Below are 18,190 nucleotides of genomic sequence, written 5' to 3'. Positions count from 1 at the left end.
GCCCCCCCTTGGAGAACGCGGCGCCCCGGACCGACTAGACTCCAACACGCTGGCACTTGCAGGCTCCTGCAGCCACCACCCCCAACAGCAGTCACTTCCACCGTGTTGACCTGAGTACACAAAATCATGTGTGAATCATGTGATTCAAACTCTGCTCCACCCACAAATGATCGTCGCCGTTTTCTTCGGCTTGCCGGACTGGGAGCAGGCGCCCTGCTTCTCGCCGGCGCACTGCCCAACCGAATCATCCAGGCAGCCGAAAAAACATCCGCCCCTCCAAAACCACAAAATGCGATCAACCCTGACGAGGCACTGCAAAGGCTGATCCAGGGAAATGAACGGTACGTGAGCGGTAATTCAAAGACCCACGACTTCAAGGACGAGCGCGAAGCACTGGTTTCCGGCCAGAATCCCTTCGTGGCAGTACTGAGTTGCTCTGACTCGCGCATCGCACCCGAATACGCATTTGATACCGCGCGAGGTGATCTTTTCGCCATACGCGTTGCCGGTAACTTCGTTACCGACGAAGGACTGGCAAGCATTGAATACGGCGTCGCCGTGCTCGGTGCACCACTGATTCTCGTACTGGGACACGAAAGTTGCGGCGCCATCGAAGCCGGCATAAAAGCCGTCAAAGACCACACCGTATTCCCTGGGCATATTCCGAAACTGACTGACGCACTCAAGTCATCTGTCGAGGCCGTTCTCAAACAACCTGGGGACCTGGTGGAAAATGCGACCGTGCAAAATGTCAAAAACTCGGTCGAACGCCTCAAGAAGGCCACGCCCCTGCTGACTGATGCGCTGAGCAAAGGCAAATTGAAAATAGTGGGCGGCATCTATCGCCTGGCGACCGGAAAAGTCGAGCTGATCGCCTGAGCCGAAAAGCCATTCATGGCAGGCCGTAGAAAAAACGAGCCCAGCGCGATGGCTGGGCTCTGTTCACTTTCTGTTTTCCATCATTTTGTCGGCAAGCGCCTTGGCCCTTTCGATCAACATATTCTGTCTGTCTTCGTGAGTAGCGCCAGTGGTGCCGCCGACGACCGGAGCGGTCAGGTTACTTTCGGCAATCAAGGCAGCGCAGAAATATTGATCCCAGACGAGCTTGTCGCTGGATGCCTGTTTGTTTGTAGGGTCGCAGATCATGGGAGACTCCTCGTGGGGAGGTAGCAGGGCTCATTTTACGCCTGAATTGCGGCGTTAGAGGATCCACCTCAACAGAACACGAGAGGCAATCCACGGGGACGCCTGAACCACCACCCATTGGAGCAAGAGGCAAATGGACAAGTAAGCCGCAAAAAAACGAATCATCGCTCGTCGCCCCATCAACTTGCCCTCCCGCTTAATTTCGCGAAACAAACGTGGGTGGTCTGTTTTAGTTGGATGCAATTCAACGATTACAGTTCAATGTGGCTGGAACTGATTTTTATTCAGTTTTACATCAATGCTTAAGGCATGAGGACCAGTCTGCGCGACGACGGTGACATCTACCGGTTTTTGCATTATTTGTTCAGCAGCCTGCCGACTTTACCCACAGCGTTGGGCCAACTTAATAGGGCTCACTGATCAAAAGGACTTCACGGATGCCATTTCCACTGGAAGAAAGAACCGCTCTTTTAGCGCTCAAGGGTGTAGGCCCGGCTGTCATTGCCCGGCTTGAACAGATGGGGATCGAATCGCTTGCCGATCTCGGCACATCGAATGTTGGTGACATCCTGGCCCAGGCATCCGCAGCGTCAGGCTCAACATGCTGGAAAAATAGCCCTCAAGCCCGGGCTGCCATTACGGCGGCAGTCGAGCTTGCGAAAGGCTCAAAGCTGCCCTCTTCAGTTCGCTGACCTCACCTGCAACCATATTGAAGAAAAGCAAAGACGCAGGCGTCATAACCGATCACGCCGTCTTTCTAGGCCGTGGTCGTCATGACGATCATCCACTGGACTGATCTCGCAACTCCTGCAATGGCCCCCAGGACCCACCAGGCGACGTTCTGTGGGTACGCAATACCAAGAGCCAAACAGCGTTCATGAACGTGAAAGCCCACCTGAAGATGTAGCGCGGTGGTCGTTTGCCCAAACACCAGACAACAAAAAAGGGCCCACCTTTCGGTGGGCCCTTCTAGACCGCCCAGCAGAGCGGATTTTGTTTGGTAGGCGCGATTGGACTCGAACCAACGACCCCCACCATGTCAAGGTGGTGCTCTAACCAACTGAGCTACGTGCCTGCTGTGAGGCGGCATTCTACGGAATTCCGGAGGGGTGTCAACACCTTTTTTCGAGCTAACCCTATGAATATGCAAAATATTTAATTTTGCTGCTGCAAAGAAGATTTTCCGGTGGCTGGCGGTCGTTTTTTAACTCGGGTAGGATCAACACACTCGTAAAATATATTAAACAGAGGCTGCAGGATGGCGCACACCCCCTACCCAGAGTCCTACTACGCCGCGTCGGCCAATGCGACCCCGCCACGTCCGGCGTTGCAGGATGACGTTGAGACTGATGTCTGTGTGATCGGCGCCGGCTATACCGGGTTGTCCTCGGCTCTGTTTCTGCTGGAGAACGGCTTTCGGGTTACGGTGCTTGAAGCGGCCAAGGTCGGTTTCGGCGCGTCGGGGCGCAACGGCGGCCAGATCGTTAACAGCTACAGCCGCGATATCGACGTGATCGAGCGCAGTGTCGGCCCCAAGCAGGCCCAGTTGCTGGGGCAAATGGCGTTCGAAGGTGGGCGGATCATTCGTGAGCGAGTGGCCAAGTACAATATCCAGTGCGACTTGAAGGACGGTGGCGTGTTCGCTGCCATCACCGCCAAGCAGATGGGCCATCTGGAATCCCAGAAGCGCTTGTGGGAGCGCTTCGGGCACACGCAGCTTGAGTTGATGGATCAACGGCGCATCCGTGAAGTCGTGGACTGCGATCAGTACGTCGGCGGCATGCTCGACATGAGCGGCGGGCACATTCATCCGCTTAACCTGGCGCTGGGCGAAGCGGCTGCGGTCGAGTCGCTGGGCGGCACGATCTACGAGCAATCGCCGGCAGTGCGCATCGAACGCGGCACGAACCCGGTGGTGCACACGCCGCAGGGCAAGGTCCGGGCCAAATTCATCATCGTGGCGGGCAACGCCTACCTGGGCAATCTCGTACCGGAGCTGGCCGCCAAGTCGATGCCGTGCGGCACACAAGTCATTACGACTGAACCCTTGGGCGATGCATTGGCGAAAAGCCTGCTGCCTCAGGATTACTGCGTCGAGGACTGCAACTACCTGCTCGACTACTACCGCCTCAGCGGTGACAAGCGCCTGATTTTCGGCGGCGGCGTGGTGTATGGCGCTCGCGACCCGGCGAACATAGAAGCCATCATTCGACCAAAAATGCTCAAGGCCTTCCCGCAACTCAAGGACGTGAAGATCGATTACGCCTGGACCGGCAATTTCCTACTGACCCTGTCCCGCCTGCCTCAGGTCGGTCGGTTGGGCGGCAACATCTATTATTCCCAGGGTTGCAGCGGCCACGGCGTGACCTATACGCACCTGGCAGGCAAGGTACTGGCCGAGGCACTGCGCGGTCAGGCGGAGCGCTTCGACGCCTTTGCCGACCTGCCGCACTACCCCTTCCCTGGCGGTCAATTGCTGCGCACACCCTTTGCGGCCTTGGGCGCCTGGTATTACGGATTGCGGGACAAGTTCGGGTACTGATCGTCAGATACGAAAAGGGCCGCTTGATGCGGCCCTTCTTTTAACAGCGCGTCAAAGTCGATCCCGTGCAATTCCACTGCGAATCCGCAAGATACCAGCCCGCCCTGAAGGAACGAACGCCGGGATATTTCACGGTTGGACATGGATCATCCTCTGGGCGGTTATGGGGTCCGCCCTTCTGGTTATGTACTGGAAATCTCGAGTCTTGCAGAAGCCCTTCCTTGACGCTGCAAAGGGCTGTAGTGGTAGTGCAAAGCTGACCGAAAGGTTAAGTTTATAGGCTTATGCGCTCGCGGCAAATAACCAGATACAAAAAAATGACCAAAGAATCAAAAAGCTGCGGCTTTGCACCGCAGCAGACCACTGGTCTAACTGACATCCACTCTCCCTGCTGGAGCGAGCCCGCTCGCTCCAGCAGGGATTTGTGCCGGATAAAGGGATGCAGCCAGGAGGGAAACAGGAGAAAGGTCAAATTTCAGACACAAAAAACCCCGGTCTTTCGACCAGGGTCTTTGCTATCGACTCGAAGTAGCGCAGTTGGCTTTCTTCGTAGCTCCAAGGCGTTCAGTGGGCCTCGGTGCAGATATGGCGCAGCGGACGGGACTCGAACCCGCGACCCCCGGCGTGACAGGCCGGTATTCTAACCGACTGAACTACCGCTGCGTATCGCTTTGAGCTTGCGCTCAAGTAACTCGTCTGATTGAAAACCCAGTAGCTTTTCAATCTCGAACCAGATGAATCTGACTCGGAAAATATGGCGCAGCGGACGGGACTCGAACCCGCGACCCCCGGCGTGACAGGCCGGTATTCTAACCGACTGAACTACCGCTGCGCGTCGGTTTGAGCTTGCGCTCAAGTAACTCGTCTGATTGAAAACCCAGTAGCTTTTCAATCTCGAACCAGATGAATCTGACTCGGAAAATATGGCGCAGCGGACGGGACTCGAACCCGCGACCCCCGGCGTGACAGGCCGGTATTCTAACCGACGGGATCGAACCGCCGACATTCTGCTTGTAAGGCAGACGCTCTCCCAGCTGAGCTAATCACCCTTCACGTTCGGTGTGGCGCGCATTCTACGGAGCGACCCTGCCTCTGGCAAGCACTTTTTAAATTAATTTTTTCATGCCTTCCAAAGGCTTAGAGAAGGGTTGGCCTATGGCACCGCGAGGACAATAATGCCTCCCTTTGTATAAAGGAGAGACTCACCCCATGTGGTTCAAGAACCTGCTTATCTATCGCCTGACCCAAGATCTGCCTGTTGATGCCGAGGCGTTGGAAACTGCACTGGCCACCAAACTGGCGCGTCCATGTGCAAGCCAGGAGTTGACCACCTACGGTTTCGTCGCGCCGTTCGGCAAGGGCGAAGATGCACCGCTGGTGCACGTCAGTGGCGACTTCCTGCTGATCAGCGCCCGCAAGGAAGAACGTATTCTGCCAGGCAGCGTCGTGCGTGACGCGGTCAAGGAAAAGATCGAAGAGATCGAAGCCGAGCAAATGCGCAAGGTTTATAAAAAGGAACGCGACCAGATCAAGGATGAAATCATCCAGGCGTTCCTGCCGCGCGCCTTTATCCGTCGCTCCTCGACCTTCGCCGCCATCGCGCCGAAACAGGGCCTGATCCTGGTGAACTCGGCCAGCCCGAAACGCGCCGAAGACCTGCTGTCCACCCTGCGTGAAGTGATCGGTACCCTGCCGGTGCGCCCGCTGACGGTAAAAATGTCTCCGACCGCGACCATGACCGAGTGGGTCACCACCCAGAAAGCCGCGGACGATTTCTTTGTGCTGGACGAGTGCGAACTGCGCGACACCCACGAAGACGGCGGTATCGTGCGTTGCAAGCGCCAGGACCTGACCAGCGAAGAAATCCAGCTGCACTTGAGCACCGGCAAGGTGGTCACGCAGTTGTCGCTGGCCTGGCAGGACAAACTGTCCTTCGTCCTCGACGACAAGATGGTGGTCAAGCGCCTGAAGTTCGAAGACCTGCTGCAAGACCAGGCGGAACAGGACGGTGGCGACGAAGCCCTGGGCCAACTGGATGCCAGCTTCACCCTGATGATGCTCACCTTCGGCGACTTCCTGCCGGCGCTGGTTGAGGCATTGGGCGGGGAAGAGACTCCCCAGGGAATCTGAAGCCTTGTGATCTCTAATGCAGGAGCGAGCTTGCTCGCGATGGAGTGTCAGTCCCCCCTTTTTGTCTGACACACCATCGCGAGCAGGCTCGCTCCTGCAGGGGTCTTGTGCTGCTACTTAATAATAAGGATCAGGCCATGCGCGCACTGGCTGCGTTGAGTCGTTTTGTCGGCAACACCTTCGCTTACTGGGTACTGATTTTCGCCGTGGTGGCGTTTCTGCAACCGGCATGGTTCATCGGCCTCAAGGGCGCCATCGTGCCGCTGCTGGGGCTGGTGATGTTCGGCATGGGCCTGACCCTCAAGCTCGAAGACTTCGCCGAAGTCGCTCGCCATCCATGGCGCGTGGCCCTGGGCGTGGTCGCACATTTCGTGATCATGCCCGGCGTGGCGTGGTTGCTCTGCCAGGCATTCCATCTGCCGCCTGAAATCGCCGTCGGCGTGATCCTGGTCGGCTGTTGCCCAAGCGGCACCTCGTCGAACGTGATGACCTGGCTGGCACGCGGCGATCTGGCCCTGTCGGTGGCCATCGCCGCCGTCACCACCCTCCTCGCCCCACTGCTGACGCCGGCATTGATCTGGCTGCTGGCCTCGGCCTGGTTGCCGGTGTCGTTCATGGAGCTGTTCTGGTCGATCCTGCAAGTGGTTTTGCTGCCGATCGTGCTCGGCGTCGTTGCCCAGCGCCTGCTCGGTGATCGGGTTCGCCACGCGGTGGACGTGTTGCCGCTGGTGTCGGTGGTCAGCATCGTGATCATCGTCACGGCCGTGGTTGCCGCCAGCCAGGCGAAGATTGCCGAGTCCGGCTTGCTGATCATGGCGGTGGTCATGTTGCACAACAGCTTCGGCTATCTGCTGGGCTACTTCACCGGGCGCCTGTTCAAGTTGCCATTGGCTCAGCGCAAGTCACTGGCGCTGGAAGTCGGCATGCAGAACTCAGGTTTGGGGGCCGCCCTGGCCAGTGCGCACTTCTCGCCATTGGCGGCGGTGCCGAGTGCATTGTTCAGCGTGTGGCACAACATTTCCGGAGCGTTGCTCTCGACGTATTTCCGTCGCATGAGCGAGAAAGAAGACCGGAAAATCGCTGCTCAACAGGCCATCGACTGATGCCTGAACTTGATCACCCGGTTAATGCTGGGCACTATATTGCGCAACGCGAGGACGACCTCGCGGCTCAAACGAGTCATTAATCTGGGGACGACCCCGTCAATCGATGGAGGTCTTTGATGTCCTGGATCATTCTGTTTTTCGCCGGCCTGTTCGAAGTCGGCTGGGCAGTCGGCCTGAAATACACCGACGGTTTCAGCCGCCCTCTCCCCACCGCACTGACCGTTGCAGCCATGGGCGTCAGCCTTGGTTTGCTGGGCCTTGCCATGAAGGAACTGCCGCTGGGCACGGCCTATGCGATCTGGACCGGTGTGGGTGCCGTCGGCACGGTGATCGCCGGGATCATTCTGTTTGGCGAGTCCATGGCGCTGGTGAGGCTGGCGAGTGTGGCGCTGATCATTACCGGACTGGCTGGGCTCAAGGTCAGCGCCTAGACCGCTACCCCTATCGCGAGCAGGCTCGCTCCCACATGTGATCGCATTCCAATGTGGGAGCGAGCCTGCTCGCGATGAGGCCAGCAACCAACGACTACCTGACGGCCCCGCGCAACTCCCCCACCAACGCCTGCAACCTGGCCGGTTCAGCCACCTCAACCGCCACCGCCGGCCCCGCCACCAACGTCACCCGCGACCACAATCGGCGAAACAATCCTTTCTTCGGATCGCGACTGAAGAAACTTCCCCACAACCCCTGCAAGGCCAACGGAATCACCGGCACCGGTGTCTCTTCGAGAATCCGCTTCACTCCGCCCTTGAACTCGTTGATCTCGCCATCGGCGGTCAGCTTGCCCTCGGGGAAGATGCACACCAGTTCGCCGTCCTTCAGATACTGTGCAATGCGCGTGAAGGCCTTTTCATAGATCTGGATGTCTTCCTGGCGCCCCGCTATCGGAATTGTCCCGGCCGTGCGAAAGATAAAATTCAACACCGGCAGGTTGTAGATTTTGTAATACATCACGAAGCGAATCGGCCGACGCACCGCCCCACCAATCAGCAAGGCATCGACGAACGACACGTGGTTGCACACCAGCAGTGCCGCGCCTTCATCGGGAATCAGATCCAGGTTGCGATGCTCCACGCGGTACATGGAATGGCTGAGCAGCCAGATCATGAAGCGCATGGTGAATTCGGGGACGATTTTGAAAATGTACGCATTGACGCCGATGTTCAGCAGCGACACCACCAGGAACAGCTGCGGAATCGACAACTTGACCAGGCTCAACAAGACGATCGAGACAATCGCCGACACCACCATGAACAGCGCATTGAGAATGTTGTTGGCGGCAATGACCCGCGCCCGCTCGTTCTCGGGGGTGCGCGACTGAATCAGCGCGTACAGCGGCACGATGTAGAAACCGCCAAAAACCCCCAGGCCGAGGATGTCGATCAATACCAGCCAGGTGTGGCCAAAGCCGAGAATCTCGACCCAGCCATGGCCCTCGACACTGTCTGGAATCCCGCCGGAATGCCACCACAGCAACAAGCCGAATACGGTCAACCCGAAAGAACCGAATGGCACCAGGCCGATTTCGACTTTGCGCCCGGACAATTTCTCACACAGCATCGAGCCCAGTGCGATACCCACCGAGAACACCGTCAGAATCAACGTCACGACAGTCTCGTCGCCGTGCATCCACTCCTTGGCATAGGCGGGGATTTGCGTCAGATAGATCGCCCCGACAAACCAGAACCATGAGTTGCCGACAATCGAGCGCGACACCGCCGGGGTCTGCCCCAGGCCCAGCTTCAAGGTGGCCCAGGACTGGCTGAAAATGTTCCAGTTCAGGCGCATCTGCGGCGACGTCGCGGCAGCCCGTGGAATGCCGCGGCTGGCCAGGTAACCCAGGACGGCAATGCCGACGATGGCCATCGAAACGATGGGCGCATAGTGACTGGACGACATCATGATCCCGGCGCCGATGGTCCCGGCCAGGATCGCCAGGAAGGTGCCCATTTCCACCAGACCGTTGCCACCCACCAGCTCTTCTTCGCGCAAGGCCTGGGGCAGGATCGAGTATTTCACCGGCCCGAACAGCGCCGAATGCGTGCCCATGGCGAACAGCGCTACCAGCATCAGCGACAAATGATCGAACAGAAAACCCACCGCGCCGACCGCCATGATGACGATTTCGCCGAGCTTGATCAGGCGGATGAGCGCATCCTTGGCGAACTTCTCGCCGAACTGCCCGGCCAGTGCCGAAAACAGAAAGAACGGCAGAATGAACAGCAGCGCACACAAATTGACCCAGATCGAACGATCACCGTCGATGGTCAACTTGTACAGGATGGCGAGGATCAGTGACTGCTTGAAGATGTTGTCGTTGAACGCCCCGAGGGACTGTGTCACGAAAAAAGGCAGGAAACGCCGGGTGCGCAGCAAGGTGAACTGTGAGGGATGACTCATCTTCCGTGTCCCTGATTCAGGTGTGAGTGGCGTGGATACATTTATTGGAATGTCGCACGTCGATCCAGGCCACACATTACCTAATCTTTGCCGGTTATTTCTTCAATCCTGCAATGCATGGCGAGACAAACAGTTCACCGCGCCAGGCACCCTGCACGGTGCGCTTGGCGACGATCAGCCACATCACGGCCAGCAAACTCACCAGCACACAACCGAAGACACTGAAAAACGTCAGGTGCAAGGTGCTGGCCAGTTTCAGCGTTGCCAGGGAATAGACGCCCAACGGAAAGGTGAACCCCCACCAGCCGAGGTTGAAAGGGATGCCTCCGCGCAGATAGCGCAGAGTGATCAGCACCGCCATCAGCATCCACCACAGGCCAAAGCCCCACAGTGTGATCCCGGCGACCAGCCCCAGCCCGGCAGCGATCTCACCGATGCCCGGCAAACCGTTGGCGGCAAAAATGCCCGGTGCATCGGCGCCCAACAGCAACATGCCCAGCGCCCCCGTGCCAATCGGCCCGAGTGCCAGCCAGCTCGAAGCGGCCATGTTTTCGTGAGGCAGTTTATGCAGCGCCATGCGCAGCAACAGAATCGTCAGAATGCTGAACGCCACGGGCAGGGAAAATGCCCAGAGCACGTAGCTGGTCACCAGCACCACCAGTTGCGAGTGCGCATCAACCAGGTGCGGCGCCAGCAGGCCACCACTGGCGGCCGCCACTTCCGCCGCCACCACCGGCAACAGCCAAACGGCAGTCATTTGGTCGATGCTGTGCTCCTGGCGGGTGAACATCATGTAGGGAATCAATACGCCGCACGCTAAAGACATCGCCACATCAAGCCACCACAACACTTCGGCCACTTGGATCACGCCTTCGCCAAAACGCGGCAGGCCAAATACCAGAAACCCGTTGATGATGGTCGCCAGGCCCATGGGAATCGTGCCGAAAAACATCGAAACCGTGGAGTGGCCGAAAATCCGCCGGGCCTCATTGAAAAACAGCACCCAGCGCGCCGCGTACAAGGCTGTGAACAAGGCGAACAGAAAGATGTTGAACAGCCAGAGCGCTTCGGCGAGAGCGCGCAAACCGGGATTGGCGACGGGCAATTGTGCCAGCGCCAACGCCAGCACTCCGGTGCCCATGGTGGCGGCGAACCAGTTCGGGGTGAACTGGCGAATGACTTCGCGCGGGTGCTGCAGGTGGCTGAACGGCTTGATACCGGGCTTGATGGTGTTGGGGCATGTCATGGTGAACTCCTGTCCTCGGGCGAGGTGGAACTCATCATAGATCCAGATCGAATATCGATATAACGGGTAATTTCTCTATGAGTTATCTATTTCACAGATAATCCGTCAGACACTGCCTTCTGTTTCTATCACCAGAATTCGCGCCGGCCCCACGGGATGAGCCACGTGTTCAGTGCCCACCGAGGCATAAAAAATGTCTCCGACCTCCAGCAGTGCCTCGCGCTCGATCCCCTCTTCGCGGTAACGCATCTGCACTTGCCCATCGAGCACCACAAACACTTCCTGACCGTCGTTGATGTGCCATTTATAGGGCTGATCGGTCCAGTGCAGGCGCGTGGTAATGCCGTTCATGTTGGCAATGTCCAGCGCGGCCCAGGCACGCTCGCCGGTAAACGATTTGCTGCGGATGATCTTCATGGTCGGATCCTTCGAATGAATGGGCAGCATTAAATGCCGTTTTCCTATGGCTGGCCAGCAGCGCTGCAAACGCCGCAAGAGCGCCGAAGCCAGTGCGCCAGCCATGCCCCCAAGGCCAGGAGGATCAGCACGACCCCATAACCCTCGGTGGTCGCCACCAGGCCAAAGGTGCGCGCCAGGTTACCGGCCAGCAATGACGGCAGGCAGAAGGCCAGGTAACTGAGCACGTAGTACGCCGACATCAGACCGGCGCGCTCATGGGGCAAGGCCAACGGCACGACGCTACGCAAAGCCCCCAGGAAACCGGCTCCAAAACCACAACCGGCGACCAGCGTGCCAAGGAAGAACAGCGGCAGACTGGCACCGTGCGCCCCCAGGAGAATCAGGACAACCCCCGTCGCCAACGAACCGGCCCCCAACTGCAGCGCCCTGCCGGCAGGCCAATTGCGCAGGATGAAAATCATCGAAGCACCGGTCAACGTCAGTACGGCAACGGTCGCGCCGCCAATCAGGTTCGAAGTCGAGCCCGTGGCGGTGCGCACCAACGAAGGCGCCAGGGAGGCGTAAAAACCTCCGAGCGCCCAGGTTGCGGTATTGAGCGGCAGCACCCGCCACAAGGTCGAGCGCGCCTGAACCGGCACATGCAGGGTGGGCCGCAATGACGCCCATGCCCCAGGCTGACGCGAGACAGTTTCCGGCAAACGCCAGACATACAACGCCTGCATCACAAACAACACGAGCAGCAGCCAATACGTCAGGTGTAACGGAGCCGGGGCAAATTCGGCCAGCAAACCGCAACCCAAGCCACCCAGCGCCATGCCGATCAAGGGTGCCACGCTGTTGATCAGCGACCCCTGCTGGCGATCAGTGTCCAGCAGCGTGGCGCTCAACACGGCCGTCGCCATCCCGGTGGCGAAGCCCTGCAGGACACGTGCACTGATCAGCCAACCGACGCTGTCGGCCTGGATAAACAGCAGCATCGCGACAATGTTCAGCAGTACCGCAGTGAAAATGACCGGTTTGCGTCCAAGGTGGTCCGACAGCGACCCTACCGTCAGCAACGCGACCAGCAGACTGAGGGCGTATACCGCAAAAACAAGCGTCAGGATGGCGGCCGAAAACTGCAGTTGCTCCTGGTACAGGTGGTACAACGGCGTGGGTGCCGTGGAGGCAGCGAGAAAACTGAGCAAAGTGACTGCCAGGAACCACAGGCTTGCACGGTTTGAATGAGAACTGGGCATGGGCACACTCCGCAAAAGCTAATTTTTTGCTTTTGCGGAGTGTGCTACCGCCTGGCTCTTAAAGCAAATTCTTTGTGTTAAGGTCCGAAACAGATTTTTCAGGATCGAGGCGACTGCGGGTTGGCAGGCTTCGACGCGAGACAGGAAAAAGGTGATGACAGCTCCGACTTTACGTCCCGGCGGCCGTAGCGCCCGGGTGCAGGAATCCATTCACAAGGCCGTGCGCGAACTGCTCGAAGAACAGGATCGGGCCAGCGTGACCGTGCCGCAGATCGCCGCGCGCGCAGGCGTTACACCCTCGACCATTTATCGGCGTTGGGGAGATCTGTCGGCGCTGCTGGCGGACGTCGCCCTCGCCCGCCTGCAACCGGAAACCGAGTCAGCCAATACCGGCAGCTTGCCCGGCGATGTGCGTGCCTGGGCAGAACAGTACCTGGACGAGATGAGCTCCGCCCCCGGCCGCAACATGCTGCGCGACGTGCAATCGAGCCTCAAGCCGAGCTATTGCGCGACGATCATTGGCGGGCAGCTGCAGACAGTTCTGGATCGCTACCCGGATCAGCCCCGCCCCAGCGTCGACCGGCTGATCAACATGGTGGCTGCGCCCATCGTGTTTCGCATCCTGTTTTCCGAGGCACCGCTGCAGGTCGAGGAATTGCATCAACTGATCGAAATTGCGTTGAGCCAGTAAGGCCGCCATCGCAAGCAAGCTCGTTGCTACCGTTGATCGCAATCCTCCGTGGCAGCGAGCTTGCTCGCGAGGGGACCGGCACGCACCACAAAAAACTGGCTGCCCCCTCACCCTGCGGCACCCCGCCGCGCCACGACCTTGGTCGACACTGACTAACCCAGGCCATCGTGCGAGACTGTCTGTCCGGGCGGGACGGCCCGGGTGTCTTTGGTTGTCGGGAGTTCCCATGTCGTTGTCCAGCGGGCTGATTGCCGCCGTCGCCCTGGCCTATATGGCCATCATGTTCGCCATCGCCTTTTACGGTGACCGTCGCAGCGCGCCGCTGCCGCCGCGCGTGCGTGCCTGGGTGTACAGCCTGTCGCTCGCTGTCTATTGCTCCAGCTGGACCTTTTTTGGCGCGGTGGGCCAGGCCGCGGAACAGCTTTGGTCATTCCTGCCGATCTACCTCGGGCCGATCCTGCTGCTGGTCGGCGCACCGTGGGTACTGCAAAAAATGGTGATGATCAGCAAGCAGGAGAACATCACTTCGATTGCCGACTTCATCGCCGCCCGCTATGGCAAATCCCAATCGCTGGCGGTGGTGGTGGCGTTGATCTGCATGGTCGGCGTGTTGCCCTACATCGCCCTGCAACTCAAGGGCATCGTGCTCGGGGTGAACCTGCTGATCGGTGCCGGTGCCGATGCCATGGGCGTTCGAGCACAGGACACCGCGTTGATCGTGTCGCTGGTGCTGGCCCTGTTCACCATCGTCTTCGGTACTCGCAACCTGGATGCCACGGAACACCATCGCGGCATGGTGCTGGCCATCGCATTCGAATCGCTGGTGAAGCTGTTCGCTTTTCTGGCGGTCGGCGCGTATGTGACCTACGGCCTGTATGACGGTTTCGATGACCTGTTCGACCAGGCCATGCTCGCCCCGCGCCTCGAGGAATACTGGAAGGAAACCGTCAACTGGCCATCGATGGTGGTCCAGACTGGCGTGGCGATGATGGCGATTATCTGCCTGCCACGGCAGTTCCATGTGACCGTAGTGGAAAACATCGACCCTCAGGACTTGCGCCTGGCCAAATGGGTATTCCCGGCCTACCTGGCATTGGCGGCGCTGTTCGTCGTGCCCATTGCGCTGGCGGGCCAGATGCTGTTGCCGAGCTCGGTACTGCCGGACTCCTTCGTCATCAGCCTGCCACTGGCCCAGGCGCATCCCGCCTTGGCCCTGCTGGCGTTTATCGGGGGGGCATCGGCGGCGACCGGCATGGTGATCGTGGCCAGCGTGGCGCTGTCGACCATGGTCTCCAACGACATGCTGTTGCCGTGGCTGCTACGCCGCAACAACGCCGAGCGTCCGTTCGAAGTGTTCCGCCAGTGGATGCTCTCGGTACGCCGGGTGAGCATCGTGGCCATTTTGCTGCTGGCGTACGTCAGCTATCGCTTGCTCGGCTCGACCGCGAGCCTGGCGACCATCGGCCAGATCGCGTTCGCCGCAGTGACCCAACTGGCTCCGGCCATGCTGGGCGCGTTGTACTGGAAACAGGCCAACCGCCGTGGCGTGTTCGCCGGCCTCGCTGCCGGGACCTTCCTGTGGTTTTACACCCTGATCCTGCCGATTGCCGCCCTTAGCCTGGACTGGTCGCTGAACAGTTTTCCGGGGCTGGCGTGGTTGCACAGCAACCCGCTGCACTTGCCTATCACGCCACTGACCCAGGGTGTAGTGCTGTCCCTTGCCGGTAACTTCACCCTGTTCGCCTGGGTCTCGGTGCTGTCACGCACACGGGTCTCGGAACACTGGCAGGCCGGCCGTTTCATTGGCCAGGAAATCAGCGCTCGCCCCAGTGGGCGCTCGATGCTGGCCGTGCAAATCGACGATTTGCTACAACTGGCGGCACGTTTCGTCGGCGAAGAACGCGCCCGTCAGAGCTTCATCCGGTTTGCCTACCGCCAGGGCAAAGGCTTCAACCCGAACCAGAACGCCGACAGTGAATGGATCGCCCACACTGAACGCTTGCTGGCGGGCGTGCTGGGAACCTCGTCGACGCGCGCAGTGGTAAAAGCCGCCATCGAAGGTCGGGAAATGCAACTCGAAGACGTCGTACGCATCGCCGATGAAGCCTCCGAGGTGCTGCAGTTCAATCGCGCGTTGCTGCAAGGGGCGATCGAAAACATCACCCAGGGCATCAGCGTGGTCGACCAGTCGCTGAAACTGGTGGCCTGGAACCGGCGCTACCTCGAGTTGTTCAACTACCCGGATGGCCTGATCAGCGTCGGCCGACCGATTGCCGACATCATTCGCTACAACGCCGAGCGCGGCCTGTGCGGCCCCGGCGAAGCCGAAGTGCACGTCGCCCGCCGCCTGCACTGGATGCGTCAGGGCCGCGCGCACACGTCCGAGCGATTGTTTCCCAATGGCCGGGTGATCGAGCTGATCGGCAACCCGATGCCTGGCGGTGGTTTCGTCATGAGTTTCACCGACATCACCGCGTTCCGCGAAGCCGAACAGGCGCTGACCGAAGCCAACGAAGGTCTGGAGCGACGGGTCACCGAACGCACCCACGAACTGTCGCAGCTCAACGTGGCCCTGACCGAAGCCAAGGGCAACGCCGAGGCGGCCAACCAGTCGAAAACCCGTTTCCTGGCCGCCGTCAGCCATGACTTGATGCAACCGTTGAACGCGGCGCGACTGTTCTCCGCCGCCCTGTCCCATCAGGAAGACGGTTTGTCCGACGAGGCGCAGAAACTGGTCCAGCACCTCGATAGCTCACTGCGTTCGGCCGAAGAGCTGATCAGCGATTTGCTGGATATTTCCCGCCTCGAAAACGGCAAAATCAATCCAAACCCCAAGCCGTTCGCGCTCAACGAGTTGTTTGACACACTCGGTGCCGAATTCAAGGCGCTGGCGCGGGAACAAGGGCTCGAGTTTCGCGTCCGGAGCAGCAAACTGCGCATCGACAGCGATATCAAACTGTTGCGCCGAATCCTGCAGAATTTCCTGACCAACGCTTTCCGCTATGCCAAAGGCCCGGTGCTCCTGGGGGTCCGCCGGCACAAGGGCGAGTTGTGTCTGGAGGTGTGGGATCGTGGGCCCGGCATTCCTGAAGATAAACAGCAGGTGATTTTCGAGGAATTCAAACGCCTAGACAGTCATCAGACCAGCGCCGAGAAAGGCCTGGGGTTAGGCCTCGCCATTGCCGACGGCTTGTGCCGCGTACTAGGACACACCCTGCGCGTTCGCTCCTGGCCGGGGCACGGCAGCGTTTTCAGCGTCAGCGTCCCGCTGGCCAGGGCGCAAAGCGCTCAGCCGGCCAAGGCTGCGGAACTCAACGGCAAATTACTCAGTGGTGCGCAGGTGCTGTGCATCGATAACGAGGACAGCATCCTGATCGGCATGAACAGCCTGCTGACCCGCTGGGGTTGTCAGGTCTGGACTGCACGCAATCGCGATGAGTGCGTGGCATTGCTCGATGAAGGGGTACGTCCGCAACTGGCGTTGGTGGACTACCACCTCGACCACGGCGAAACCGGCACGGAGTTGATGGCCTGGCTGCGCACCCGATTGGGCGAGCCTGTGCCGGGCGTGGTGATCAGTGCCGATGGGCGACAGGAAACGATGGCCCAGGTGCATGCGGCGGGACTGGATTACCTGGCCAAACCGGTGAAGCCGGCGGCATTGCGGGCGTTGTTGAGCCGGTATTTGCCGTTGTAGTGTTTGGCGGGCGCGATGGTGCGCGCCCATCGCTATCGCGAGCAGGCTCGCTCCCCCATTCGAACGCATTCCCCTGCTCGCGATGCTGTTTTGCTACTCCGGCAATTCGACCAACCCGTCCACATCGGTCATCGCCCGCTCGAGCAAATCGGCTGGCAGGCTCTTGCTCGCCCTCGCCCCCAGCAACTTCAGTTGTTCACTGCGGCTGACCAGATTGCCGCGACCTTCTGTCAGCTTGTTGCGCGCCGAGCTGTAAGCCTTGTCCAGTTGCTGCAGGCGATTGCCGACCTCATCCAGATCCTGGATAAACAACACGAACTTGTCGTACAGCCACCCGGCTCGCTCGGCGATTTCCCGCGCATTCTGGCTCTGACGCTCCTGTTTCCACAGGCTGTCGATGACGCGCAGCGTCGCCAGCAAGGTGGTCGGGCTGACGATCACGATATTGCGGTCGAACGCCTCCTGAAACAGCGTCGGCTCAGCCTGCAGCGCCGCGGAAAAGGCCGCTTCGATCGGCACGAACAACAAGACGAAATCCAGGCTGTGCAGGCCGTCGAGGCGTTTGTAGTCCTTCCCGGCCAAACCTTTAACGTGATTGCGCAGGGACAGGACGTGTTGCTTGATGGCGATCTGGCCGATGGCCTCGTCTTCTGCGGCAACGTACTGCTGATACGCCGTGAGGCTGACCTTGGAGTCGACCACCACCTGCTTGTCGCCCGGCAGGTAAATGATGACGTCCGGCTGGAAGCGCTCGCCGTCCGGGCCCTTGAGATTGACCTGGGTCTGATACTCGCGCCCTTTTTCCAGCCCGGCATGTTCGAGCACTCGCTCGAGGATCAGTTCGCCCCAATTACCCTGGGTTTTCTGCCCTTTCAATGCGCGGGTCAGGTTGGTGGCTTCGTCACTCAGTCGCAGATTGAGTTGTTGCAGACGCTCCAGCTCCTTGGCCAGCGAGAAGCGCTCCCGGGCTTCCGCCTGGTAGCTCTCTTCGACGCGTTTTTCAAAGGACTGGATGCGCTCCTTCAGTGGGTCGAGCAATTGCCCCAGGCGCTGTTGACTGGTTTCGGCAAAACGCTGTTCACGCTCATCGAAGATTTTCCCCGCCAACTCGGCGAACTGCGCCCGAAGCTCGTCGCGCGAGCCTTGCAAGTCATTGAGGCGCTGCTGATGGCTTTCCTGCTGTTCGCGCAGCTCTGCGTTGAGCGAGGCGGCCAAGGCATCCAGACGACGCAGTTCGGCGTCCTTTCCGGCGCGTTCGATATTCCAGGCGTGAGCGGCATCGCGGGCATCGTCACGTTCGATCTGCAACAATTCGACTTCACGGCGCACGGCGGCAAGGTCGGCCTGCTTGGCGGAGTTGGCCTGGCCAAGATCCGCGATTTCATCGCGACAGGCTTCAAGTTGGGCGTTCAAGCCATCCTGAGCCAGATTTGCCGTGGACAGGCGCTCTTCCAGGAGCGCCACTTCTGCCTGTGCGGTGCCCGCTCGACGTTGCAGTTGCCAGGCCAACACCAGCAGCGGCAGTGCAGCGCCCGCCAGACCGAGCAATGCGCTGGTCAAGTCCATAGCCATAG

Annotated in this window: 14 protein-coding genes and 3 tRNA genes; 8 read left to right on the top strand and 9 right to left on the bottom strand. The window is 59.6% G+C overall.

The window, feature by feature from the left end:
- The first annotated feature begins 126 nt into the window (after positions 1–126).
- Positions 127–879, top strand: coding sequence for a carbonic anhydrase (locus tag JQF37_RS21070; protein WP_130206963.1), 753 nt, complete (start codon positions 127–129; stop codon positions 877–879).
- 63 nt (positions 880–942) lie between these two features.
- On the opposite strand, the gene JQF37_RS21065 is transcribed toward JQF37_RS21070, so the two are convergent.
- Complete coding sequence (locus tag JQF37_RS21065) at positions 943–1,146, bottom strand: hypothetical protein (protein ID WP_130206965.1); 204 nt, start codon at positions 1,144–1,146, stop codon at positions 943–945.
- A gap of 437 nt (positions 1,147–1,583) precedes the next feature.
- Between JQF37_RS21065 and JQF37_RS21060 the strand changes: the two genes are divergently transcribed.
- Positions 1,584–1,838 carry a helix-hairpin-helix domain-containing protein gene (locus JQF37_RS21060; RefSeq protein WP_130206967.1) on the top strand — a complete coding sequence of 85 codons (255 nt, stop codon included), beginning with the start codon at positions 1,584–1,586 and terminating at the stop codon, positions 1,836–1,838.
- Positions 1,839–2,144: 306 nt separating this feature from the next.
- On the opposite strand, the gene JQF37_RS21055 is transcribed toward JQF37_RS21060, so the two are convergent.
- A tRNA-Val gene (locus JQF37_RS21055) sits at positions 2,145–2,221 on the bottom strand.
- Between the two features lie 183 nt (positions 2,222–2,404).
- Here JQF37_RS21055 and JQF37_RS21050 point away from each other — a divergent pair.
- Complete coding sequence (locus JQF37_RS21050) at positions 2,405–3,688, top strand: FAD-binding oxidoreductase (protein ID WP_130206969.1); 1,284 nt, start codon at positions 2,405–2,407, stop codon at positions 3,686–3,688.
- 586 nt (positions 3,689–4,274) lie between these two features.
- On the opposite strand, the gene JQF37_RS21045 is transcribed toward JQF37_RS21050, so the two are convergent.
- Together JQF37_RS21045 and JQF37_RS21040 are read right to left on the bottom strand one after the other, a co-directional pair.
- Positions 4,275–4,351 (bottom strand) — tRNA-Asp (locus JQF37_RS21045).
- Positions 4,352–4,443: 92 nt separating this feature from the next.
- A tRNA-Asp gene (locus tag JQF37_RS21040) sits at positions 4,444–4,520 on the bottom strand.
- A gap of 377 nt (positions 4,521–4,897) precedes the next feature.
- Here JQF37_RS21040 and rdgC point away from each other — a divergent pair.
- The 3 genes from rdgC to sugE all read left to right on the top strand — a co-directional run bounded on the left by rdgC (position 4,898) and on the right by sugE (position 7,355).
- Positions 4,898–5,818 (top strand): recombination-associated protein RdgC, encoded by a 921-nt coding sequence (rdgC, locus tag JQF37_RS21035; RefSeq protein ID WP_130203703.1) that lies wholly within the window; start codon positions 4,898–4,900, stop codon positions 5,816–5,818.
- A gap of 137 nt (positions 5,819–5,955) precedes the next feature.
- On the top strand, positions 5,956–6,921 hold the full coding sequence (locus JQF37_RS21030; protein WP_130203704.1) for a bile acid:sodium symporter family protein: 966 nt from the start codon (positions 5,956–5,958) through the stop codon (positions 6,919–6,921).
- Positions 6,922–7,040: 119 nt separating this feature from the next.
- On the top strand, positions 7,041–7,355 hold the full coding sequence (sugE, locus tag JQF37_RS21025; protein ID WP_130203705.1) for a quaternary ammonium compound efflux SMR transporter SugE: 315 nt from the start codon (positions 7,041–7,043) through the stop codon (positions 7,353–7,355).
- Positions 7,356–7,449: 94 nt separating this feature from the next.
- Here the strand turns inward: sugE and JQF37_RS21020 are convergent, their stop codons facing one another.
- The 4 genes from JQF37_RS21020 to JQF37_RS21005 form a co-directional block, all read right to left on the bottom strand.
- Complete coding sequence (locus tag JQF37_RS21020) at positions 7,450–9,324, bottom strand: MFS transporter (protein ID WP_130203706.1); 1,875 nt, start codon at positions 9,322–9,324, stop codon at positions 7,450–7,452.
- A 94-nt stretch (positions 9,325–9,418) separates the two neighbouring features.
- Positions 9,419–10,570, bottom strand: a complete 1,152-nt coding sequence (locus JQF37_RS21015) for a TDT family transporter (protein ID WP_130203707.1) — start codon at positions 10,568–10,570, stop codon at positions 9,419–9,421.
- 105 nt (positions 10,571–10,675) lie between these two features.
- Positions 10,676–10,987 (bottom strand): cupin domain-containing protein, encoded by a 312-nt coding sequence (locus JQF37_RS21010; RefSeq protein WP_130203708.1) that lies wholly within the window; start codon positions 10,985–10,987, stop codon positions 10,676–10,678.
- A gap of 44 nt (positions 10,988–11,031) precedes the next feature.
- Positions 11,032–12,228, bottom strand: a complete 1,197-nt coding sequence (locus JQF37_RS21005) for an MFS transporter (protein ID WP_130203709.1) — start codon at positions 12,226–12,228, stop codon at positions 11,032–11,034.
- A 154-nt stretch (positions 12,229–12,382) separates the two neighbouring features.
- Here JQF37_RS21005 and JQF37_RS21000 point away from each other — a divergent pair, with 154 nt between their 5' ends.
- Positions 12,383–12,919, top strand: a complete 537-nt coding sequence (locus tag JQF37_RS21000; RefSeq protein ID WP_130203710.1) for a TetR/AcrR family transcriptional regulator — start codon at positions 12,383–12,385, stop codon at positions 12,917–12,919.
- Positions 12,920–13,145: 226 nt separating this feature from the next.
- Positions 13,146–16,616, top strand: a complete 3,471-nt coding sequence (locus JQF37_RS20995; RefSeq protein ID WP_130203711.1) for a hybrid sensor histidine kinase/response regulator — start codon at positions 13,146–13,148, stop codon at positions 16,614–16,616.
- Between the two features lie 93 nt (positions 16,617–16,709).
- On the opposite strand, the gene rmuC is transcribed toward JQF37_RS20995, so the two are convergent.
- A complete protein-coding gene (rmuC, locus tag JQF37_RS20990; RefSeq protein ID WP_047531775.1) occupies positions 16,710–18,188 on the bottom strand; it encodes a DNA recombination protein RmuC in 1,479 nt (492 codons plus the stop codon).
- Positions 18,189–18,190 lie beyond the last annotated feature (2 nt).

Origin of the sequence: Pseudomonas sp. MIL9 (assembly GCF_016887925.1) — a bacterium.
Taxonomy (GTDB): Bacteria; Pseudomonadota; Gammaproteobacteria; order Pseudomonadales; family Pseudomonadaceae; genus Aquipseudomonas; species Aquipseudomonas mohnii.
This window is presented reverse-complemented; position numbering and strand designations above follow the sequence as displayed.